Origin of the sequence: Marinibactrum halimedae (assembly GCF_021234875.1) — a bacterium.
GTDB lineage: Bacteria > Pseudomonadota > Gammaproteobacteria > Pseudomonadales > Cellvibrionaceae > Marinibactrum > Marinibactrum halimedae.
Map to the genome: position 1 here is coordinate 14,669 of NZ_JAJQVM010000041.1, position 23,554 is coordinate 38,222.

Genomic DNA, 23,554 nt, shown 5'->3' on the forward strand with positions numbered 1-23,554 from the left:
TGTTATGACTACTTTTGTTATGACTACTTTTCTATATGCTAGTGGAAATGTCAGCATCTTTATTTGCATCAAAGCAATGTGATCATATCATGTGTCGAAGGAATTAAATTAATTCAAAGCAAATAATGGCGTATTAGTGGTTGCTTGATAATACCATCGACGTACTGTTTTTTGTCATAGGGAAAAAATCTAATGTCGTAGAGCAGGCACGTTTTTTTAAGCCTTAGGAGCGAATTTTTCAGTGAAAATGTGCTGTGGGTGACTATGATTTTGGGTCTGAGTGATGGTATCCGAGTTGTTGCAAATCAGAAATGTCTGAAAAATTTACGCCTCTACAATTTGATTACGACCTTGTGTTTTCGCTCGGTGCAGTGCTTGTTCGGCCAGCTGAAACAATTCTTCAACGGAACTCTTGCTGTTGGGCTGAACATGGGCAATCCCCATGCTTAATGTAATTCTTCCGTGAGGAGAAACCGCATGGGCAATATTGTGTTCAATCAGTTTTTCCTGCAACGTATGGGCAAGGTTGCGAATGTCTTCGAGTGAAGCGTGTGTGTTTACTACAATAAATTCTTCTCCGCCATAGCGACCAACCAATGTATTTGGCAGTGTTTCCGAGCTGTTTTTCAGTAGCTGTCCAATTTGAACCAAAATTTGATCACCACTTTGGTGTCCATAATGCTCGTTGTAGTGCTTGAAGTAATCACAGGTGATCATGCAGAGGCTCATGGACTCTTGATCTTGCACGCACTTTTCCCATGCGCCTTTACTGTGTTGTTCAACTCGGCGACGGTTGGCAATTTGAGTAAGGTGGTCACGTCGGGCTTGTTGTGCGATTAATTGATTCAGTTGCTCTAGTTCTTGTTGTTGCAGATTGACATGTTCCAATAAGCGATTAAAGGCACGCACGAGCAAAAATACGTCTCTGCTTTCTGTGTGTTTAATGGTGCGTTGAAATACATTATTTTTGGCAATGTGGTTAATTTGTGAGGCGGTTGTTTCAATAGGGGTAATCACCCATTGTAGGAGCACGCGATAGCAGACCCCAAAAGCAACGAACCCTGCCAGCAGTGTGGCAAAGGTGGTCATTGACCAAAAAGTATTGAGGTAGGTTGGGCGGGGGCTGGGAAGTTGTAAGGCAAACAGAGGTTGCTGGAAGACATCATTAAACGGCACCCATATTTGGCCATCAATATAGGTATGCGAGGCTGTTGAAACGGGATGGGTATTTTTTATAGTGTCCGGCGTTTCTGTGGTTTGAGGAAACCAGGTTGCGTGATAAGCCAATGTGTTAGCGGGTGTTAGTGTTAATAAAGAATTTACTTCCGTTTCATTTAAAGGTAATAGGGTGATAGATGGCAGTGCAGGTTCTGATGGGGTGTGATTCAAATGTCTCAGCCCGGCGTTTATCCATTCTGGGAAAGAAGTTAACGATTGCCAAAATAATAAATAACCATTCGCCGATTGGTCGTGCAGGCTGTTATTAATGGCGGCGATGGACACTAAAATAGGTTCATTGGCGCCGCGAACTAAGGCGACGCCGCTGTAGCTGTGGTGTGGATGTTGAAAGTCTTCGTTGGTCACAAGGCTATTTAATATGGGGCCGGCAAAACGAATCTTGAGTTTTGCTTGGCAATCTTGTTCAGAGATTGGGCTTGCCATGGGGAAATCGCAACCAAAGATACGTTTTTGATCGTTATTGTAAAAACGAAAACCGCTGACCCCCATGCCGGTAAATGAGGGATGGCTGAAGGATTTCCGAATGTATCGAAGTTTGCGATCAAAAATGTATTTATAGGTGGAGTCACGAGTTGCGTAATCGTATGTGAGGGTTCTTAGTCGTTCGGCTGCAAGGTGTAATGTTGCGACTACGTGTTCGGCTCGTTGTGTTTCAAGCTGCGTTTGCAGTGCTTGTAATTCTGGCTCATGCAGTGTTTTGCGTACAATGAGCTCCCCGATAAAGAAAACCATTGTTGCCACAATTAGGGCAAGAATAATGCGCAAGCGGATGCTGGTTTCGGTCATGGATTAAGAATTTCGTTTATGGATAATGAAAATATTCTAAGTGATGGTTGAGGTAGGGGTAACACTCTAGGTGGTAACTTCAACATTAAAATAAAACCACAAAAGAGGTTGCCGCTTTCCGTATTGCTTAGAGCCGTTCAGTGCGTTGTGTTGGTATTGTACAGACAGAGCTACAGTGTAGACTAAATTGTTTTCAATAAAAGAAGGGTGATATCAACTCACTCATTCTAGGCGATACAGTTGGCAAAAATGGCGTTAATAATAATATAGATGGCGCGAATTTGTATCCGATTGATTGTTGGTATTTAGGTTAGTATTGGTTTCTCTGTTGCTGTTGGTTTCTCGGTAATAGTTGGTTTCTCTGTTACTGTTGGTTTCTCTGTTACTGTTAGTATAGTGGTGATTTGAAGAATTTAGGGCGATACAGCAAATTGCCTTACGACGCCTAAAAAAGCTTCTCCGTATCGTTCATATTTTTTATCGCCTATGCCGCTGATTTGCAGCATATCAATTTTGGATTGAGGCCGGTTTTCCATCATCTGCATCAGTACCGCATCGTGGAAAATTTGATATGGCGGCACTTCATGCTCCTGTGCAAGCCGTTTGCGCTCCGTGCGTAAAGCTTCCCAAAGTTGTCTATCGCTCCAAGAGACTCTTGCCGTGCCTGAGGCGGCTTTGGTCAGTTTTTCTTCCAGGTCTTGGCGTAGAGAGAGGGTTTCCATACCTCTGAGAAGAGGGCGAGCCTTTTCTTGCAACACCAAAGCGCCATATCGTTCTGCGTCGGCACTGACGTAGCCCAGTACCATCAGTTGTCGCAAAATACTGCGCCATTGATTTTCATTGAGGTCTTTCCCAATACCGAAGGTGCTGAGTTCGTGGTGTTTGAGAGATTCTGTACGTTCGCTGGTTTTCCCTCTTAGTACATCGATCACATACGTTGAACCGAAGCGTTGCCCGGTGCGATAAATACAGCTCAGTAACTTTTGTGCAGCAACGGTGGCATCCCAGGTGGGTGGAGGGGTAGAGCAGGTGTCGCAGTTGCCACAGGCCTTTGGAAGTGTTTCACCAAAATAGGCGAGCAGGGCTGACCGTCGGCAGTGGGTAACCTCACACCACCCCAAGAGCGCGTCAAGCTTGATGCGTTCGTTTTGCTTGTGTTGTTCATTGGCCTCACTCTGCTCCACCATTTGTTTTAATTGGACCACATCATTAAGCCCATAGACCATCCAGGCGTGCGCGGGCTCTCCGTCCCGACCGGCGCGGCCTGTTTCTTGGTAATAGGCTTCCATACTTTTGGGAAGATCTAAATGGCAGACAAAGCGTACGTCGGGTTTGTCGATGCCCATGCCAAAGGCAATGGTTGCCACCATGACAATGGCGTCTTCTTTAAGGAATCGCTCTAAATGGTGAGCACGCAAATTCACCGGTAGGCCTGCATGATAGGGTAGGGCTTTCACGCCTTTTTCGGATAACCATTTGGCTGTGCTTTCGACTTTTTTTCGAGAGAGGCAATAGACTATGCCGGACTCTTTTTTATGTTGAGCCAGAAATTTAATCAGTTGTTTGCGGGCATCGTTTTTAGGTTGCACGCTGTAATGAATATTGGGGCGGTCAAAGCTGGAGAGAAAAACAGACGGCTGGCGCAGGGCAAGACGTTGTGCGATTTCCTGTTGCGTGGTTTCTGTTGCGGTCGCCGTTAAGGCCATTAGTGGCACGCCGGGAAATGCCGTGGAAAGCTGGTGTAACTCTAGGTAGTCCGCACGAAAATCGTGCCCCCATTGTGCTACACAGTGTGCTTCATCAATGGCGATCAGTGAGATAGGAAACTGTTGCAGCCATTGTAATGTATGGGGTTGGACCAGCCGTTCTGGGGCAATATACAGAATATCCACATTGCCTTGATAGAGGTCTTGGGCGAGGTGGCGCTTTTCTTCTGCACTTAGGGTGGAGTTTAAAAAAGCACCGGCGATGCCCAGTTGTCGCAGGGCGGATACCTGGTCTTGCATGAGGGCAATTAAAGGGGATACCACAATACCCAATCCCGGCCTCACTAACGCCGGGATTTGATAGCATAAAGATTTGCCACCGCCAGTAGGCATCAACACCAAACTGTCATTACCATGAAGCGCGTTGTCAATAATATCTTGTTGTTGCCCGCGAAAGTGCGAGTAGCCGTATGTGTGTTGTAACAGGTGCAGAGCGTGTTCAATCATGAACCTAGAATCAGAGGTCAGTGGCAAAGGACGAGAGGATACCGACGATTTTGAAGCTCGTCGAGGTTATGGTGCGATTTACGCATAGTTGGTATCTGAATCGTCGGTTGTGAATTGTCGGTTATGAAATGTCGGTAGTGAATTGATTGCACACTCAAAGACTCCCAGAGTGGACGGAGAAGAAAAACAAAAAAAAAGAAAAACAACATAGAGGATCAATCTTAAAATGGAATAATGATAAGGTATTGATGTAACGAGTATTGATATTAATCATAATTGATAGCAGCGATAGGGTATTACTGACCGAGATAAAGCATTATTCATGGAAAGTAATGGGAATCATAGGTAGTAGGAACCATAGAAATCAAATAGGAGAAAGATACGTTGTCTGTTTCACAGCAAACGAAAGCCTACGGCATCAAACATGGCATAAAAAAGGTGCGTGGTGTGTATGTCATGCGTAAAAAGAATCCTGCACTACGAAAGCTACGCAAGCGTTTGCCTCCGCCATCCATTCATGGCCATCGAGTTTGGTCTTCCAGTTTTTTGATTATGGATTACTTAAAACACTACCCCATAGATGACGGCGCTAAGGTTATGGACATCGGTTGTGGATGGGGAATGCTAAGTGTGTACTGTGCGAAAACTTATAACGCGAAAGTGACAGCGGTGGATGCAGATCGCTGGGTATTTCCTTATTTGCGGGTTCACGCGGCGATGAATCAGGTAAAAGTGAAAACCAAACAAGAGAAGTACCAAAAGCTAAAACGAAAGACGTTGGCGAAACAGGATTTTATTGCGGGAGGCGATATCTGTTTTTGGGACAATCTGGTGGAGCCGTTGTATAAAATGATTAAAAAGGCCGTCGAAGAGGGCGTGCCCTATATCATTGTTGCCGACCCAGGTCGACCACCCTTTCTGCGTTTGGCCAAGCGTTGTAAAAAGAAGTTTGGCGCAGAGTTGGTGCCTTGGCGGGTGGATGACCCCAAAACCGCTGCCGGTTATTTAATGGTGATTCGAAAATAAAAGGTTGCCCCTTAACATCTCTATACTCGTCCAGACATGTAATTTTGGTAATCCGGTATTTCTCGTGAGTAGCTTTCGTTGATGAGAGGCGAGCTAATCAAATAATTAGCAGTGGTCACGTTGCAGGCCACTGGTACGTTCCATACAGACGCAATCCGCAATAAGGCCTTCACATCAGGGTCATGAGGCATGGGTTCGAAAGGGTCCCAGAAAAAAATCAAAACATCGATTCCGCCTGTGGCGATGTTGGCTCCGATTTGTTGGTCGCCACCCAGTGGGCCGGATAAGAATTTTTCAATCGGGTAATCCAAAGCGCGTTCCAGCAATGTTCCGGTGGAGCCGGTTGCAAACAGCGTATGATTTTTCAGAAGGGGGTGCGCGCAGGCCCACTCGATCAATTCTTGCTTTTTATTGTCATGGGCAACAAGCGCGATGCGTTTTTTCGTAGGGACTTCCGCGTGGGTGTATTTCATGGTGTTACCTGCTTCATAGTCTTACCTGCTTTTTTGTTATTTTGGTCGTCGTTCTTGGCGATGATTCTTACTGCCGTGTTTTACGGATCTTACCTCAACCGCACTTAAAAATTCGAATTCACATCACCCCATACAAAAACAGCGCTCAATGAGCGCTGTTTTTTAACACAAAGCAAAATGCCTATTAGGTCACTAGGCCGTAGCAGGTGCTTCACTTTTCGCTGCAGCGGCTTGCATTGATAATGCGAGCATGTAACCGGCGGTGTCTAGCATACGATTAGAGAAACCCCACTCATTGTCATACCAAGAAAGGACTTTCACTTGATTATCGATTACACGAGTGTGGCTGGTATCGATGATGCTGGAATGCGGATTGTGATTAAAGTCGATGCTCACAAGAGGAAGGCTGTTCGCACCTAATACGCCTTGCAGTTTGTCTTCACTGGCGGCGGTTAAAATCTCGTTGATTTCGTCGCGAGTGGTAGCACGGCCTGCTTCAAAGGTGAAGTCAAGCATGGAAACATTCACCAGTGGTACACGAACCGCTAAGCCGTCAATTTTGCCTTTCATTTCAGGAATCACTTCACCCACTGCTGCCGCTGCACCGGTTTTGGTTGGGATCATTGACTGAGTGGCAGAACGTGCGCGCATCATGTCAGAGTGGTAAACATCCGATAGGCGTTGATCGTTCGTGTAGGCGTGAATGGTGTTGGCCAAGCCTTTTTTAATGCCCACGGTGTCGTGTAGTGCGCTGACCAAAGGTGCCAAGCAGTTAGTGGTACAAGAAGCGTTAGAGACAACGGTGTCGTCGTTGGTGAGGGTTTTGTGGTTAACCCCATAAACGACGGTTTTGTCTACGTTTTTGCCCGGAGCCGAAATCAATACTTTCTTTGCACCGGCCTCAATGTGCGCGCGTGCAGCACCGGCTTCAGTGAAGAATCCAGTAGACTCCATAACCAAGTCTACGCCGAATTCTGCCCACGGGAGTTTGGCTGGGTCACGTTCGTTGCACACATGGATATTGATGTCGTCGATCAGGATTTGATCGTTATCGATGCGGATGTCGTTGGGCAGGGTGCCGTGTACCGAATCGTATTTTAGAAGGTGGGCGTTGATGGCGGAATCGCCCAGATCATTAATGGCCACGATTTCAAAATTGACTTGATCGCGACGTTCTAACCATGCGCGCATCACATTACGACCGATGCGTCCAAAACCATTGATAGCGACTTTTTTCATTTTCGCACCCCTGCATTCTCTGAAGTTATTGGATTTATGCCCGCTGGGTGTGTGGGGCGGTCAAACGGTACATAGGCATTACCGTTCTCATTAAATGTAATTAAATTACATTTTTTCATGAATTGCGAGTGTTTTGTACAAATTTACGAAAATAAGTAGCCAAAATTTGAGTCCTTTATGATCTAAACCGAGGACAAAGAGAACCAGAATAGGGGAAGGAGAAGGGCGCCCAAAGCGCGCCCTTTGGCGCATTGGGCTTGGGGTGTTCTATGTAAATACGATGAAACGCCTAAGACAAGCGGCGTGTGGCCCGCAAATTGGTTTTGATGGCTTTAATGTTTTCTTCTAATTGGTCGCCCATGCGCAGAGCGACAGTGGTCGCGAGCATATCAATCAGTGCCAAATGAATAATGCGGGATGTCATGGGTGTGAAGAGATCGGTGTCTTCGGCGGTAACCGCATTGAGCACCACATTGCAGCAAGAGGCTAAGGGGCTACCATCACGGGTAAGGCCAATGGTAGGGGCACCGCGATCTCGGGCAAGGCGTGCGCTTTCCACGATGGCTTCTGTTCGCCCGGTGTAGGAAATGAAAACTGAGACGTCTTTTTCATTCAGCATAGAACAAATCATGCGCTGGTTAATGTAATCCGTATGGGCGATGACCGGCATACCAAAGCGGAAAAACTTGTGTTGAGCATCCAGTGCCACCGGGCCGGAAGCGCCCATACCAAAAAAACTGACGCTGTTGCAATCTAAGAGTAAGGAGGCGGCCTGATTGATCGATTCTGGTGAGGTGGATTTACCAATGAGTTGAACGCTGGATTGAATCGACTCCATGATTTTTTGCATCACCGTATAGGTATCGTCATTGCGTTCCATATTATCGACAAACAAATGACTGCCACTGGAAAGCTGTTGTGCCAGCTTCAATTTGAAATCTGGATAGCCATCGCAACCTAGCTTATGGCAAAAGCGGTTGACCGTTGGTTCACTGACTTCCGCCATTTGTGCCAAGGTGGCAATAGAATAGTGAATGACCTGCTTTGGGTTACGCTGGATAATAGTGACGATTTTTTTGTCTGATTTACTGAGCTTGATGGTATCGCTGCTCATCATCGACAGGAGGTTTTCTGACATTGTAAAAGTCTCAAAGTGCATAGGCAGCGGCTCTGTGTCACAAAATGTAATTAACTTTCACTTTGGTTAAAAGTGTAATAAAATTACTAAATAATACCAATTTTGGTAGATAATTACATTTTTGTGAGCAACCTGCTAGAAACATCCTCTAAATGGCACAATCGTTTACCGGATTATACTGGTATGGACTGTGAGGCGATATATTACCAAAATCTAACATGTCGCATAGTTTGTGTGGTTACATAGATAGTGTGTGGTTACATAGTATGTGGTTACATAGTTTGTACGACGAATAGTTTGTACGACGAATAGTTTGTACGACGAATAGTTTGTACGACGAATAGTTTGTACGACGAATAGTTTGTACGACGAATAGTTTGTACGGCTAAATAAGGTAAAGTCGCTTAGGTTTGACAATACAAGCTCAGCAGGAAGCGATACAAAACCCAAAGAGCATTCGAATTCCAATAAGAAGAGGTCTGAAGACACCATGGCTCATGACATTCTCATCGTTGGCGGAGACGGGGATCTCGCGCTACGTAAGCTGTATCCATCGTTATTTGCGCTGGAGCTGGCAGGACAACTTAGCAACGTTTCAACCATTACCGGTGTATCCCGAGCGGGTACGGCTCGTGAAGAACTTCTCGATCGCATGTTGCCTTGGCTTCAGGCTTTGGATGATTTTGATGAGGCCTGTTGGGATCGCTTCCAGGGTCGTTTCAAATTCCTGAAAGGGGATGCGACAAAACCCGATACCTTAGAGTCTTATAAATCCACCATGACCCCAGGTGGCTCTGGCTTAATTGTGTATCTTGCTGTACCACCGAAAGTGTTTGGTGGCGCTTGTCGTGCTCTAAAAGAATCCGGCCTTGCCGTACCTTCTACCCGTATTGTGGTAGAGAAGCCATTGGGCTCCGACCGAGAATCCTTCCTCAACGTGAATGCTGAAATGAGCGAAGCGTTTGACGAGTCGCAGATTTACCGTATTGATCACTATCTGGGCAAAGAGGCCGTGCAAAACTTATTGGCACTGCGCTTTGCCAATGTCATGTTTGGTGCACTTTGGGATGGTAATTACATCGATCATGTGCAAATTACCGTTGCCGAAAGAGTGGGTGTAGAAGGCCGTAAAGAATTTTATGACGAAGTAGGTGCCCTGCGTGACATGGTGCAAAACCACCTTTTGCAGGTGCTGTGCTTGGTGGCCATGGAGCCGCCAACCAGCCGTGATGCGTTCATGATTCGCGCCGAAAAGCTGAAAGTGTTGAAGAGTCTTCGTCCGATTCGTAATGATGACATCAAACTGAATACGGTTCGTGGTCAGTACGTTGAAGGCTCTTTGGATGGCGAAGTGGTGCCGTCTTATCGCTCGGAAGTCGGTGAAGAAAGCCGTTCCAAAACCGAAACGTTTGTGGCCATTCGCGCCGAAATTGACAACTGGCGTTGGTCTGGGGTGCCGTTTTACTTGCGCACCGGTAAGCGTATGCAAACTCGCGCTTCTGAGATTCTGATTCAGTTTAAAGAGCCACGTCACAACATTTTTGCCAGCCAGGGTCATGCTTTGGCACCTAACCAATTGCGTATCCAGCTTCAACCTGATGAAGGTATTAAGCTGCATTTCCTCAGTAAGCGCCCGGGGTTGGGTGATTTAGCCATGGAAGATGTAGAGCTGAATCTGAGTGTGCCGGAGTCTCGCAAAAAGCGCAGTTACGATGCGTATGCTCGCTTAATGTTGGAAGTGTTAAACGGCGACCAAACCCTCTTTGTGAGTGCCGAAGAAGTGGAAGCTTCTTGGTTATGGATTGATGAAATTATCGAACAATGGCAAAGCGCGGGTGTGAAAGCCAAGCCTTACCCAGCTGGCAGCTCTGGCCCAGTGGACGCTGCTGTGATGATTGCCCGTGATGGCCGTGAATGGAGTGACTTAGAAGGATGAGTAATGCGATGACTGAAACAACCCATTACACCGTCACGAAAGCCGCCACTAAGGCGGAGCAAGAAGCGCAATTGGTTGACTTTGTGCGTCAGGCCGTTGAGCGGGCTATCGAATCTCGGGGTTTTGCCACCTTGGTGGTGTCCGGTGGCTCGACTCCCAAAGGTTTATTCCAAGCTTTATCTGGAACCGATTTGGATTGGTCGAAGGTCTACATCACCTTGGCAGACGAGCGCTGTGTACCAGAGACGGATGATTTGAGTAACGCCAAACTGGTGAAAGATAACCTGTGTCAATCCCACGCTGCCGTGGCTAACTTTGTGCCGTTATTTTTGGAAGACGAGTCTGAAGAGGCGTGCCGAGCCCGTTTTGCTGAGCATCCTCAATTGTCAGAAACTTACGATGTTGTCTTTTTGGGAATGGGAGGCGATGCCCATACCGCATCGATTTTCCCAGAAGCCGCCGAGCGGGATATGGCGTTAGATATGACCTCTTCGGTCAATATTTTGAAAACAGATCCGGTCACTGTTGCCCCATTGCGACTGACCCAAACACGCCCACGTTTGTTAGATACTCACAATTTGCTGTTGCAATTAATTGGTGAAGATAAGTGGGATGTTTTCAGTGGTGTGGCTGAGGCCAATACACCCGATAAACCCATTACCCAGTTTATTCACCAAATCACCATACCTCTGCAAGTGTATTTTGCAGAAAAGAAGTAGCAACCTAAGTAGTTAAGACGGTCGTTAAGACGGTTGTTAAAACGGTTTAAAAATGATCGTTAATACAATGTTGATCATGAACAAGTGATCATTAATACAATGATGCGGGAGAAAACACCCGCACTCACCACTCACACACGTAAAGAGTTGATGTTATGAGCCAGATGAATCGTGTGATCGCCACCGTGACCGAGCGAATCATAGAACGTAGCAAGTCCCAGCGTGCGGCGTATATTGCTCGCATGAAAGCCACTATGGACAATACGCCACCTCGAAAGCGACTCTCTTGTGGCAACATTGCTCACGCCGTTGCCGCGTGTGGAGACGGTGACAAAAAAACCTTAGTGTCCGAAAACGCGCCTAATTTGGGCATCACCACGTCTTACAACGATATGTTGTCAGCCCACCAACCCTACAAAGATTACCCTGATCGCATTAAAGACGCTGCCGCCAAGCACGGCGCGACGGCGCAAATTGCCGGTGGTGTGCCGGCCATGTGTGACGGTGTGACTCAGGGACAGGCGGGTATGGAGCTGAGTTTGTTCAGCCGCGACATCGTCGCCATGGCAACCGCTGTGGGCCTTAGCCACAACATGTTTGATGGCAATCTTTTTCTCGGCATATGCGACAAAATTGTGCCGGGGATGATGATTGGTGCCCTGGACTTTGGCCACCTGCCAGCGTGTTTTATCCCGTCTGGGCCGATGGCTTCAGGTATTCCCAACAAAGAAAAAGCCGAGCAGCGCCAGAAATTTGCTGCCGGTGAGATCGACCGCTCTCAAATGTTGGCAGTAGAGTCTGCTTCTTATCACAGCCCAGGTACGTGCACTTTCTATGGCACGGCAAACTCCAACCAATTGTTGATGGAATTTATGGGTGTGCATTTACCGGGCTCGTCGTTTGTCTCTCCTGGTACCCCGCTGCGTTATGCCTTAACCGATGAAGCAGTGGCACGGCTGTTGGCGATCACTGAGAAAGGAGCGTGTTATCGTCCCCTCTATGAAGTGGTGACGGAAAAGTCGTTGGTAAACGCCGTAGTGGGCTTATTGGCAACCGGTGGTTCGACGAATCACAGTTTGCATCTTGTGGCCATTGCGCGGGCTGCGGGCATTGAAATGACCTGGGAAGACATGGATGAGATTTCCTCAGTTGTGCCGTTGTTAACGCGTATCTACCCCAATGGCCAAGCCGACATCAACCACTTCCAGCAAGCCGGCGGAATGGCCTTTTTGTTCCGTGAATTGCGCAGTGCGGGTTTGCTGAATGAAGATGTCGTTAACATCATGGGTGAAGGTTTGGAGTCTTACGAACTTCAACCGACCTTGACCGATGCCGGTGGAGTGGAATGGAAAGAAAAAGTCACCACCTCGGGCGATTACACCGTCTTGACCAGTGCTGATAAGCCGTTCTCTAACAACGGTGGCTTGCGATTACTTCAAGGTAACTTGGGTAAAGCGGTCATCAAAGTCTCTGCGGTGGCAACCGAACATCAAATCGTTGAAGCGCCTTGTCGTGTGTTTGAGTCCCAAGAGGCATTGCAGGCGGCCTTTAAAGAAGGCGCCTTGTTTCAAGACATGATTGCGGTGGTTCGCTTTCAAGGTCCGGCGGCCAATGGTATGCCGGAGCTGCATAAAATGACCCCATTATTAGGTATTGCTCAAGATAAAGGCTTTAAAGTCGCTTTAGTGACCGATGGCCGTATGTCTGGTGCTTCCGGTAAGGTGCCTGCGGCGATTCATGTGTCTCCTGAAGCGGTATTGGGCGGCTTAATCGGTAAAGTTCGTGATGGCGATATCATGCGTTTGAACGCTGAAACGGGTGAGTTGAGTTTACTGGTTGATGAAGCCGAGCTGGCTTCTCGTGAACAATCTACCCAGCCTGAGCAACTGCATACATTGGGCCGTCATTTGTTTGCCGGTTTAAGAGAGCGCGCCGAGCCTGCGGAATTGGGCGGTGGCTTCTTTAACGAAGAGTCTCGGTCATCCAGTGCTGTGGGTACACCTCGCACCGCACCGCAACCCCAAACAGAAACCCAATCCAGTGAAGCCACAGAAGCTTAAGGAGAGCCCATGGACAACCTTCGCCAAACATTAAAAGACTTAAAAATCGTCCCCGTTCTAACTCCGGTTTCGGTGGAAAAAACCGTTGAGATGACCAGGGCCATGGCCGCTGGTGGTATCAATTCGGTAGAGATCACATTGCGAACCGACTGTGCGTTTGACGCCATTAAAGCCGTACAAGAGGCAGATTTGGGGGTGCAAGTTGGCGTAGGAACCATTATCAACGCTGAGTTGGTTCACAAAGTGGCCGATATGGGAGTAGATTTTGCGGTAACACCGGGCATTACGCCTGCGGTGTTATCGGCTGCCAAAGAGCGTGAATTAAACGTGTTACCAGGGGTGAGTGGCCCTTCAGAACTCATGTTGGGGTTGGAATACGGTTATACCAATTTCAAATTGTTTCCTGCCGCAGTGGTGAATGGGTTGGCGATGCTAAAAGCATTGGCAGGGCCTTTCCCAGATATTTGCTTCTGCCCAACTGGTGGTGTGAGCGAATCCAATGCCAATGAGTTTTTATCGCTACCCAACGTGGTTTGCGTTGGTGGCTCTTGGATGTTGCCAAAAGCGGCCATTGAGTCTGGTGATTGGAACACGATTACCGAGATCAGCCGCCGAGCAATGAGCTTGTAATGGCTTTTTATATGAGTGTTTTATGGTAAGGCGTTAACCTTCCCATTGATTTTAGGGTGGTGCCTGCACGTATGGCCGACCCGAACCGTTTCACGGTGCATACCCTTTTTTCCTTCTGCAAGTCTGCACTGTGTGCTGGCTCTATCGTCCCTATGTATAGATTCTTTTATCGGATTCTACACATAGGAGGCGATGGGGCGTTTTTATTTCCCCTCTTTTTTTCGTCATCTTTTATAAACCAGTGTCCTGCTCTTGTTGATTGATGTTGATTTGATGTCGTTATTTTGAGGCTGCTATTTTGATGCTGAGATTCACTTGCCCCAATCATTCGAGGATTAACCTTCACCATGAATACACTAAATGCCTTATTGCTTGATCACGATGGCACACTCGTCAATTCTGAGATTGTGCACTATGAGATTTGGCGAGACATTTTGGCAGACAATCATGTGGTGTTTCCTGAGTCTTGGTATCGCGAACACAGTGTAGGGGTCAGTGAAGTGACGTGTGCGGCCATGTTGGCTGAAGCTTTTCCTGTCTCTTGTTCAGCCGAAAAATTACTTCAGGAAAAGCGTCGTCGAGTCCAAGCTCACCAGCAGCAATCGGGTTACCCGCCCATGGCCGGTGCCGATGCTTTCATTCGATATTTTCATCGTGTCGGAGTGAAAATTGCCATTGCTTCGGGTTCTAATTACGAAGACGTAAAGCGTTCTCTCTTGCGCCAGGGGTGGAGTGAGATGGTGTCCGTGATTTCGACAGGCGACCGAGTAGACAATAACAAACCTGCACCCGATGTCTATTGCCGTGCGATGGAAGAACTGGGGGTGAGCCCTGAAGCGTCTCTCGCCATTGAAGATACCCAAACGGGGTTAACCGCAGCCGTTTCGGCTGGGGTATCCTGCTTAGCGATACCCAGTGAATATTCTTCACATCATGATTTTCAGCAAGCAACGGCCTTATTGCCTAATTTATTGGAAGCGGCAGAGTGGATCAAATCCCATTGGCGAATACCTGAATAAGGAGAACGACTGCCTCAATAAAATCGATGCGTGAGTGCTGTTATAAAATTACCCTCATTATGTCGCTTTTTTCGATGAAGATGATAGCAGTGCGCCAATATGGTGGAGCAGGTTTTTCTAGGTTGATCTATGCTAATTCTATAGTTGGCACCCAACCTGTGGAAAGGGACTTAACAAAACGTCAGTTATTCTTTTTCCTTATCCTTTTGTTGTTATCATTTCAAAACCCATAGGGTTAGGTGCTTCATTTTTTATTAAGGAGCCACCGTGGAACTGAATAGTCTTATTGAAAACGCAACGAATATGCCGAGCATTCCAAAGGTCGTACAAGAATTGATTGTGACCTTTAGTAATGACGATTTTGAAATTGATGAACTTTCCAAAAAAGTCGCTTCAGATCAAGCTCTGACAGCAAAAGTATTGCGCATTGCAAACTCTGCAAAATACGGTGGTAATCGCACGATTGGCTCTGTGAACGATGCGATTGTCTTAATGGGATTTTCTGCATTACGCACCATGGTGTTGGCATCCGGATTCAGTACAAATTTAAAAGCCCCGGAAGGGTTTGATGGGGCGGCGTTTTGGCGAAGAAGTTTTATGGTGGCGAATCGTGCGAAATGGATTGCCAATTATTGTAATGCGAATCCGGATGTGGCGTACACTTGCGGGATGATGCACGCCGTGGGCGATTTATTAATTCATATTTTATTGCCAGAAAAAGCCCAAGCCATTCAAGCGCTAGCAGAACAAGGTGCCAATAAGCTGGATTTGCAAGTCAATCAATTAGGGTTTGACTATACCCAAGCCGGGGAAGAATTGGCCACCCGTTGGCGCTTCCCAGAAGAGATTGCAGAAAGCATTCGTTGGCAAGCCAACCCCACACAATCCCCCAATGGTTTACCGATTCTGGCATTGATTAATTACTTGGCAATTTATTTAACCGACAACGTCGAGACCTCACATGAAGTATTATTGGCGAATTTTCCGAACGACTTGGCCAATGAAGGAAAAGTAAATTTGGTGGACTTGCTCGGCGATTTGGAGTCATTGGAAGACGTGGATGCCGGCCTAGAAGAATTGCTCAGTGACTAATGTAATTTGGTAAAGCGCAAAAAGAAGCGTAAAAAAGGGGGCGAAAGTTATCGCCTCTTAAGAAATCTTCAGATTTCTTAACATAACTTATCACAAAGATTGTTCTTTAACCTTTTTGATTTTTCTGATCATTTTGTCAGCATTTTGGCGTGAATAGCCATGTTGCTTTTAAACTTCTCTTTCTTTTTAGTTCAAAAAACAGCCAACCAAGAAAACCCCCGCCCGCCTGTTCTCAAATGAATTAATCGCTTGAAAAATCCATGACGCTCAGAGTCTTTTCTTGGTTGATCTTATCGATCTTTTTGTGTACAAAACCGCTCCTGATTAAATATACATTTACAATACCAGCCTCAGCGTGCCGTTCTGGCATGTTGGATTTTTAGGGTGGGAAGGGTTTATTACGGATAGCTTAGTATGAACAATAAAAATCTGACTTGGCTATTCTATTGTGCTGGATTACAGCTACTCTGGCTAATTTTCAGAATTACTTTGGTTTTTTAAAAGGAATGACATTTTAGTATGGGCTTTATTGAAAGATTAACAAAATCATTAATTGCAGTAGTAATAGTACTTTTCTCAGTAGAATTCTCTTTTTCTCAAGACTACACCTACGATGAACAAGTTTTCAATTATCGTATTAGATATGACGCAGATCAACAAATATACTTTACAGCACCTTATGACCAACTAGCAGCCCATTGTGAGAGTAATTCTAAACTTGGACGATTAAGACGTCGAACAACAAGTGGGGGACTTCCCTTTTATATTTTTTCGGGAAGTACCTACATTTCACCTGAACCTGGAGAACCTATGGTAAGATGCTTTATTGATTACTATCTTTGGTTTGATCTAGATACTTTGAAAGTAGCAGATTTATATAATTATGGCCTTCATTCACAAGGTAGAAAGTGCCCTGATGGATATACCCAAACCGACAGTTTATCCAAAATTGAAGAAGGGCTCCCTTGTGAAATCGATAGCAATAACGATGGTAGAGGGGATGTGGACGAAAAGGATTTTTTAAATCAAGCTACTCCTGAAGAAAAAGCGTGTGCTGGCAATCCAATCATGTTGGCCAGTGGAACAAAAGTACAGATTGAACAGGATTATCAAAATCAGACAAGTCCTTTACTAAAAGTTGATAGAGTTTATCGTTACGAAAAAAGAAACTCGGAAGATTTAAGCCTATTTGGCCGCTACTGGAATGATCCGTTTTCTTCTAAGCTTCAATTTTACAGTAATGCAAATGATGGTATTGTAGGAGCGCTAATTAAGAAACCTTCTGGCGTAAAGGTCTATTTAAGTAGAGCTAATGAAGAGGGAAGCTGGAAAAACTACGATGGTACAGAGGTAAACTTCAGAAAAGTAAACAATGAGTGGGTATATCGAACTCAAACATTGGTAGAAATATTTAATGAAGAAGGTCAGCTGCTATCAACCATAACGCCGCAGGGGCAATCTCTGACGTTTGATTATGATACTAATGTTTTTTCAGGAGAAAAGCCTGTAAAAATAAGATCAAATACTGGGCAAGAACTACACTTGAATTACAACAATTTAGGTTTTGTGAAATCTATAACGGATGGAAATACCACAATAGCATCTTATGAGTATAATCAAGATACCCTGTTGTCGAAAGTAATCTATTCCAACAACTCATCTCGATCATATGAATATAAAGATTTTCGAAATGAAGGTGCATTAACGGATCTTTATATAGACAATCTTCTTTACGCACACTGGGAATATGATGAATCTGGGAGAGGTGTTTTAAGTGAACATTCCGGCGGAGTTGATAAACATACATTTCAATATTCGGAAGATGAAAAATCTGTATTAGTGACAAATCCTTTAGGTAAAGAGACCGAATATCAATTTACATTACAAAATAATAAATACTTGATCACTCAAGTAACAGGTCATCAAAGCGATCATTGTGCGGCGGCGTCTCAATCCAACAGTCACACAATCCAAGGGCTTAGAAGCCTAGCGAAAGACTGGAACGGCAATACCACCGAATTTGAATACAATAATCGCGGCCTAGAAACCAAACAAACTGAAGCCACCGGCACCCCAGAAGAACGCACCATCCAAACCCAATGGCACCCCACGTTTTCCTTACCGGTAAAAGTCACAGAATTACCTTCTGAGAATTCCAATTCCCCCGGTACGCAAACCGTTTACGAATACGACGACGAAGGCCGTTTGTTAAATACCACCGTAACGGAAATCGAACAGTAAAGAAGGGAATCGATGATGAAAACAATGAATTTAAAAAAACAATTGAAAAAGAATACATTCGGAATGAAGACAAGCGGAATGAATGTGAACGGAAAGAAAAAGACCATTTTAGGCGCGGCGCTGTCTTGTGTATTGGGTGTGATTTCTATTGAAGCGTCTGCTTCACGCAGCGTTAGCCAAACCTACAACGACATGGGTTTGGTCGATACCATTAACGGCCCCCGCACCGACGTGGACGACATTACCACTTACGCCTACGACGACATGGGCAATGTTTCCAGCATCACCAACGCCCTTGGCCATGTCACCCAATACCGCGATTACAATGGCCGTGGCCAACCGGGCACGATGGTGGATGCCAATGGCATTACCACCTTAATGGAATATCACGTTCGAAGTTGGTTGCTGTCTTCTACCGTGGTGCATCCGTCGGGTGATGAAACCCGCAACGCCATTACACAATACGAATACGATGGCGTCGGCCAATTAACCAAAATAATTTCACCCAGCGGCACAGAATTAAATTACGAATACGACCCGGCCCGACGCCTCACCGCCATTGAAAATAATAACGGCGAGCGCATCGAGTTTACCTTAGACAACGCCGGCAACCGTACCCAAACCGTCATCAAAAACAGCGGCGGAGAAATTGCCAGCCAAGTGGCGCAAGCGTTTGATGAATTAAGCCGCGTGATGGACATCACCGGCAATAACGGCCAGAACGATCACACCGATTATGACGTCAACGATAATCCGGTAGGCATGACCAACGCCAAAGGTTTTAACACGCAACAAGAATTTGATGCGTTAGATCGACTCACCAAAACCACTGACGCCGACGGCGGCGAAATTACCTATTCTTACGACGCACACGATCGCATCACCAGCGTGACCGATCAGCGTAGTTTAAAAACCGAATACCACTACAACGGCTTTGGCGACTTAATTGAATTAATCAGCCCCGATACCGGCACCACGGTTTTTGAGTATGACAACGCGGGTAACCAAATTAGCGAAATTAACGCCAACGGTATAAAAACAGAATACACTTATGATGCGTTAAATCGCTTAACCAGTATTATTTACCCCAGTGATGACAGCCAAAATATCACCTACCGTTACGATAACCACAGTGAGCGTAATTATGGTATTGGCCAGTTAACGCGCATTACCGATGCGTCGGGCACCACTCAATATACGTACGATCACCTAGGCGGCGTGGCAACAAAAAATGTGGTGGCCGATGGCAACCGTTACGGCATCAGTTACCGCTATAACGATGCTGGGCAGTTGGCATTAATGCGTTATCACAGTGGTCGGTTGGTGTATTTTTATTACGACAACCAAGGACGAGTGAATCGCATACAAACACGCCCCAACGGCGGCAATATTCAAAATCTCATTACCCACATTGCCTACCAACCTTTCGGCCCGGTAAACCATTTCGAATACGGTAACGGCTTAACCAAAACCCTCAATTACGATTTGGATTACCGTTTAGAAAACCTGACCATCGAAGGCGACGCCACGACGTTGGCGCGGAATTACGTGTATGACCTCACCAACAACATCACCGGCATTACCGATGCCGATGGTGAACACAACGAAACCTTCGATTACGACCGATTAGATCGGATCAGCACCGCCGAAGGCAATCTCTACGGTACACAAATTTTTGATTACGATGGTGTCGGCAATCGCATCGAATTAACGCACACTCACAACGACAATATTCGAAGCGAACGTTACACCTACGCCGACAACGCCAACCAATTAAAAACCGTCGACATCGATAACAACGGCGAGCTAGCCACCCGAACCTTCGAGCACGACGCCAACGGCAACACAATCGAAGATACCCAAGATGGCACACCGCTCACCATCGAATACGGTGCTAACAACCGCCCAACAGAATTTTCCAAAGGCAACAATACCCAAACCGTCACCCACAACGCCATGGGCCAACGGGTTAAATGGGACACCAATGGCGAGGCCAATTACCATCACTACGATGAAAACGGCCAACTTATCGCCATCACCGATGCCACTGGTCAAACCCTACGGGAATACGTTTATTTTGGCACCGAATTAATCGCACTGGCCACCTACGAAAACAATGGCGCCGAAAACCTCTACTACATCCACACCAACCACCTCGGCACCCCCCAGCGGATTACTAATGCTGATCAACGTGTGGTATGGTCAGCGGAGTATGAGCCGTTTGGTGCAGTTGTTGCGGAAAGTGATGAAGTGGAGGTTGATTTTAAACTTCGTATGCCGGGGCAATATGAAGATGAAATTACTGGCCTGAATTACAACTGGCATCGGGATTATGATCCGAGCATTGGAAGATATGTCCAAAGTGATCCGATTGGGTTAGATGATGGTCCTAATACATATACTTACGCACATGGAAATCCAATTTCAAAATATGACCCAAATGGTTTAAGTGTCGCCGGATATATGGTTTCACCCAGCGTAAAATCTGAAAATGGTAAGTCAATTTATCATGGTGTTTACGGCTACTATTCGGATTTATTTTCATTTGGTAACCCTTACGAACCTGGTTCGTGTGAGCATACAAGAAGGCAGGATGCTATGGCTCTAGTTGAAAATTTAGTTAACCAAGCCGCTGCCTCACCAACTGTTCGTGATGTAGTAAAGCAACAAGCATTAAATCAAGTTCGAAAAGACCCTGATTATTACGGTGGTAGAGCACTTGCAAATACCGGAACAGCATTATTGTTTAAAAAGGGGATGGGTAGAGTTGGAGCTGGAGGAGTAGCTGCAACAGGTATGCAAGCTAGTGCGGCAACATTGGGAATGTCTTTAGCATCATATTCTGCACTTATTGATTTAATGGAAAAAACGTTACCAGAATGCGAGTGTCAATAGTGAAGAAAGTATTTATCTTTTTATCGTTAATGTTTTTCTCATCAATTACAATTAAAGGTAAAGAACTAAAGTTAAGTGGAGCAGGAGTAAAGTTAATTGACACCATGATTTATACTTTAGTTATTCCTGCAATTATAGTTTTCTTTATTTTCTTTAGCTGGTGGTGGGAATCTATATTGCTTCTTACTTTTGGATATTCAACAAAAGTATTGGTTGCATATGGGCAAATTAAACAACTGTTAAATGATGAACCAGTAGTTAGCACGTAAAGCGCGGACATACCGCCACTGCGCCGCATTGCGGCTCCGGGCAGCGCTGCACTTCGTTGCGCACTGCATAGTCAATAAGGCTGCTCTGTCCTATGTCATGCCGCTTGCATTTTCGCAGCGGCATTTTTATTGGCACCGTCATCACTTCCCCTTTTAGCCGCTAAAAAACCCTCGCAGTGGGCAAGCGTCACGCCATACTCCATAGCCCTTTCCAAGCCGTGCCTCCCCCGTCGTGCTGCGCACGTCTCCCCGCCCTAAAACCCTACCCGCCAAAGTGGGTCACGTTCAGTGGTCATCGGTTCGTTAGCACGTTGTAAAAAACAATCGCGCAAACCGCAGCAATAAAGCGGGCAGGGTTCGGGCTGGCCGCACGGCAGGTTTACCCCCTAGCCCCCAAGGGGGAACAGGTTCTGTGGCGGCAAAGCCGCACTTAAAAAATCCATTTCCTATCCCCCAACCCCCTTTAGCAAAAGGGGGCTTGATGGTGCCAGCGTCACCAACGTGTCTGCTTGCTTGCCTTCTCAGGTTAGCGACGTGCTCGGCAGGTCAAGGCCAAGCCCTGCGGGTGCTGCGCAGCCTTGACCGGCCTGTGCGCGACGCTGACGGGTGGCGGCAAACAAACCGCCACTCAAGAGGAGAAAAGGCAATGCTAAATGTTCCACCCATCGCAAGAAAAATCATCGAAACCGCCAATGAATTAGCCACAAATGGAAGAACCGGAGCCAGCACCGGTGAAATTATCGCAGCGGCGTTCGTGTTAGATCGAATGGATTTTATCCCAGATGGTTACAGTGTGGTTGAGGCTTGGGATCGCATCGATGATCTTCAGGAAATTGTTAGAAAAATACGGAGTGACTACGATGATTTAGTCGTGCCTTGGTAAGGCACAAGGGGCGCGTTGCGCCCCTTTAAATTAAATATTACGTCTAACAGATTGCTTGGCTTGGTATTTTAAGATTAATCCTTCCAAGACGGCTTGCGCGACTTTTTTATCTTCATCTTCAAATTTACTGATCGTCTCAAACTGAAAACGCAACGTATCGTCATTAGAACTTGGGCCGCGTTCATCCTCATCAAAAATTAGCATATCTGCACTAACGCCCAGAGTGATAGCCAATTTACGAATCACCTCTAGTGTTGGCTGGCTATCTCCAGCTTCGTAACGATTAATCTGGGTGATATGAACTTCAACAGCATTGGCTAACGCCTGTTGTGTAAGCCCTTTGTCTTTACGTAAAGCTGTTAAGCGTTTAGGAAAGCTCATAGTCATTAACTCAATGGTCTGTGGAAACACGACTATAAACCCCCTTGCATATCGGCTATTTGATATTTAGAGTATATGCAAATTACAATTTAGCGTAAATGCGTATTGACAGGTTTTTAGGGTAACGGGGGCAAAATGGCCAGAATCGCTGAAGAAGTGATCAATAAAATAAAAAGCGACATCTCACTGGTTCGCCTCGCCGAAAGCCAAGGCTTTAAGCTGGTGAAGCAGGGCAAAGACTATGCGGTGTGTTGCCCGTTCCATGAGGAAAAAACCCCGTCGTGCATCATCAGCCCAGAATCGAATTTATTTAACTGCTTCGGCTGTGGGGCCGGAGGTTCGGTGATTGACTGGGTGATGAAAACCCAAAGCGTTAGCTTCCGCTTTGCCTGCGAGATGTTGCAAAAAGACTTGGGCGTGATCGCAGAAAACAGTACGAGCGCAAGAATAAAAAACACCAAAACGAAATTAGCGGCGCCGTTATCGGCGGATGCGGATAGCCAAACCGCCTTGCGTCAGGTCATCGATTTTTACCACGACACCTTTAAACAATCCCCGGAAGCGCAAGACTATTTACGCCAACGTGGGTTAGAGAGTGCGGAATTAATCGAGCACTTTAAACTCGGCTTTGCCAATCGCACTCTGGGGTATCACCTGCCCGAAAAAAACCGCAAAGCCGGAAAGGAGTTGCGCGGTAAACTTCAAGAGATCGGCATCTTACGAGAAAGCGGCCACGAGCATTTTAATGGTTCGTTGGTGGTGCCGGTGTTCGATGAAAATGAGGTAATTACCGAAGTTTACGGCAGAAAATTACTCGACAACTTGCGTAAAGGCACACCCAAGCACACCTATTTACCGGGGCCACACGACGGCGTCTTTAACGAAAAAGCCCTGAAAAACCAGAGTGAAATCATTCTCTGTGAATCGTTAATCGATGCGATGACCTTCTGGGTTCATGGCTTTAGAAATGTGACGGCCAGCTACGGCACACAGGGTTTTACCGCTTCCCATTTAGCCGCCTTTAAACGTCACGGAATTAAACGAGTCTTGATTGCTTACGACCGCGACGACCCCGGCAACACCGCCGCCGACAAACACGCCGCGATGATGCAAGCCGAAGGCATCGACTGTTTTAGAATCTTGTTTCCCCAAGGCATGGACGCCAATTCTTACGCGCTTCAAGTGACACCAGCTCGCAAGAGTTTAGAGTTGGTGATCAGAAAAGCGGAATGGTTGGGCAACGGAAAACCACCGGAAATTACGACAGAAATGGCGGTGGAGGTCACGGAAGAACATTCTCACTCGGCATTTATCG

At 46.3% G+C, this 23,554-nt stretch carries 18 protein-coding genes; 12 read left to right on the plus strand and 6 right to left on the minus strand.

Going from position 1 to position 23,554, the window contains the following annotated elements:
* Nucleotides 1-324: 324 nt before the first annotated feature.
* Nucleotides 325-2,025: a diguanylate cyclase domain-containing protein gene (locus LU351_RS18175; protein WP_232595522.1), complete on the minus strand. Its 1,701-nt coding sequence runs from the start codon at nt 2,023-2,025 to the stop codon at nt 325-327.
* Between the two features lie 413 nt (nt 2,026-2,438).
* Nucleotides 2,439-4,238: a DNA helicase RecQ gene (gene recQ, locus LU351_RS18180; protein WP_232595523.1), complete on the minus strand. Its 1,800-nt coding sequence runs from the start codon at nt 4,236-4,238 to the stop codon at nt 2,439-2,441.
* Nucleotides 4,239-4,622: 384 nt separating this feature from the next.
* Here recQ and LU351_RS18185 point away from each other — a divergent pair, with 384 nt between their 5' ends.
* On the plus strand, nt 4,623-5,264 hold the full coding sequence (locus LU351_RS18185) for a class I SAM-dependent methyltransferase (protein ID WP_232595524.1): 642 nt from the start codon (nt 4,623-4,625) through the stop codon (nt 5,262-5,264).
* 20 nt (nt 5,265-5,284) lie between these two features.
* Here the strand turns inward: LU351_RS18185 and LU351_RS18190 are convergent, their stop codons facing one another.
* The 3 genes from LU351_RS18190 to hexR all read right to left on the minus strand — a co-directional run bounded on the left by LU351_RS18190 (nt 5,285) and on the right by hexR (nt 8,114).
* The gene (locus LU351_RS18190; protein WP_232595525.1) at nt 5,285-5,737 is read right to left on the minus strand and encodes a methylglyoxal synthase; all 453 of its coding nucleotides are present in this window, start codon (nt 5,735-5,737) and stop codon (nt 5,285-5,287) included.
* 192 nt (nt 5,738-5,929) lie between these two features.
* Entirely contained in the window at nt 5,930-6,976 is a 1,047-nt protein-coding gene (gene gap / locus LU351_RS18195) for a type I glyceraldehyde-3-phosphate dehydrogenase (protein WP_232595526.1), read from the minus strand.
* A 289-nt stretch (nt 6,977-7,265) separates the two neighbouring features.
* A complete protein-coding gene (gene hexR / locus LU351_RS18200) occupies nt 7,266-8,114 on the minus strand; it encodes a transcriptional regulator HexR (protein WP_232595527.1) in 849 nt (282 codons plus the stop codon).
* Nucleotides 8,115-8,604: 490 nt separating this feature from the next.
* Here hexR and zwf point away from each other — a divergent pair, with 490 nt between their 5' ends.
* The 10 genes from zwf (at nt 8,605) to LU351_RS18250 (ending at nt 21,858) form a co-directional block, all read left to right on the plus strand.
* Entirely contained in the window at nt 8,605-10,050 is a 1,446-nt protein-coding gene (zwf, locus tag LU351_RS18205) for a glucose-6-phosphate dehydrogenase (RefSeq protein ID WP_232595528.1), read from the plus strand.
* An 8-nt stretch (nt 10,051-10,058) separates the two neighbouring features.
* Nucleotides 10,059-10,769 carry a 6-phosphogluconolactonase gene (pgl, locus tag LU351_RS18210; RefSeq protein ID WP_232595529.1) on the plus strand — a complete coding sequence of 237 codons (711 nt, stop codon included), beginning with the start codon at nt 10,059-10,061 and terminating at the stop codon, nt 10,767-10,769.
* 155 nt (nt 10,770-10,924) lie between these two features.
* A complete protein-coding gene (gene edd / locus LU351_RS18215) occupies nt 10,925-12,829 on the plus strand; it encodes a phosphogluconate dehydratase (protein ID WP_332840165.1) in 1,905 nt (634 codons plus the stop codon).
* A gap of 9 nt (nt 12,830-12,838) precedes the next feature.
* Nucleotides 12,839-13,459: a bifunctional 4-hydroxy-2-oxoglutarate aldolase/2-dehydro-3-deoxy-phosphogluconate aldolase gene (eda, locus tag LU351_RS18220; RefSeq protein ID WP_232595530.1), complete on the plus strand. Its 621-nt coding sequence runs from the start codon at nt 12,839-12,841 to the stop codon at nt 13,457-13,459.
* Between the two features lie 347 nt (nt 13,460-13,806).
* The gene (locus LU351_RS18225; protein ID WP_232595531.1) at nt 13,807-14,478 is read left to right on the plus strand and encodes an HAD family hydrolase; all 672 of its coding nucleotides are present in this window, start codon (nt 13,807-13,809) and stop codon (nt 14,476-14,478) included.
* Nucleotides 14,479-14,745: 267 nt separating this feature from the next.
* Nucleotides 14,746-15,570 (plus strand): HDOD domain-containing protein, encoded by an 825-nt coding sequence (locus LU351_RS18230; RefSeq protein ID WP_232595532.1) that lies wholly within the window; start codon nt 14,746-14,748, stop codon nt 15,568-15,570.
* Nucleotides 15,571-16,089: 519 nt separating this feature from the next.
* On the plus strand, nt 16,090-17,811 hold the full coding sequence (locus tag LU351_RS18235; RefSeq protein WP_232595533.1) for a DUF6531 domain-containing protein: 1,722 nt from the start codon (nt 16,090-16,092) through the stop codon (nt 17,809-17,811).
* Between the two features lie 63 nt (nt 17,812-17,874).
* The gene (locus LU351_RS18240; protein WP_232595534.1) at nt 17,875-20,706 is read left to right on the plus strand and encodes an RHS repeat-associated core domain-containing protein; all 2,832 of its coding nucleotides are present in this window, start codon (nt 17,875-17,877) and stop codon (nt 20,704-20,706) included.
* Nucleotides 20,706-20,975 carry a hypothetical protein gene (locus LU351_RS18245; RefSeq protein WP_232595535.1) on the plus strand — a complete coding sequence of 90 codons (270 nt, stop codon included), beginning with the start codon at nt 20,706-20,708 and terminating at the stop codon, nt 20,973-20,975. The genes LU351_RS18240 and LU351_RS18245 overlap by 1 nt, the downstream gene beginning before the upstream one ends.
* A gap of 646 nt (nt 20,976-21,621) precedes the next feature.
* Nucleotides 21,622-21,858 carry a hypothetical protein gene (locus LU351_RS18250; RefSeq protein ID WP_232595536.1) on the plus strand — a complete coding sequence of 79 codons (237 nt, stop codon included), beginning with the start codon at nt 21,622-21,624 and terminating at the stop codon, nt 21,856-21,858.
* 30 nt (nt 21,859-21,888) lie between these two features.
* Here the strand turns inward: LU351_RS18250 and LU351_RS18255 are convergent, their stop codons facing one another.
* Entirely contained in the window at nt 21,889-22,269 is a 381-nt protein-coding gene (locus LU351_RS18255; RefSeq protein ID WP_232595537.1) for a helix-turn-helix domain-containing protein, read from the minus strand.
* A gap of 105 nt (nt 22,270-22,374) precedes the next feature.
* Between LU351_RS18255 and LU351_RS18260 the strand changes: the two genes are divergently transcribed.
* On the plus strand, nt 22,375-23,554 hold a 1,180-nt coding region (locus tag LU351_RS18260; RefSeq protein ID WP_232595538.1), incomplete at its 3' end, for a CHC2 zinc finger domain-containing protein.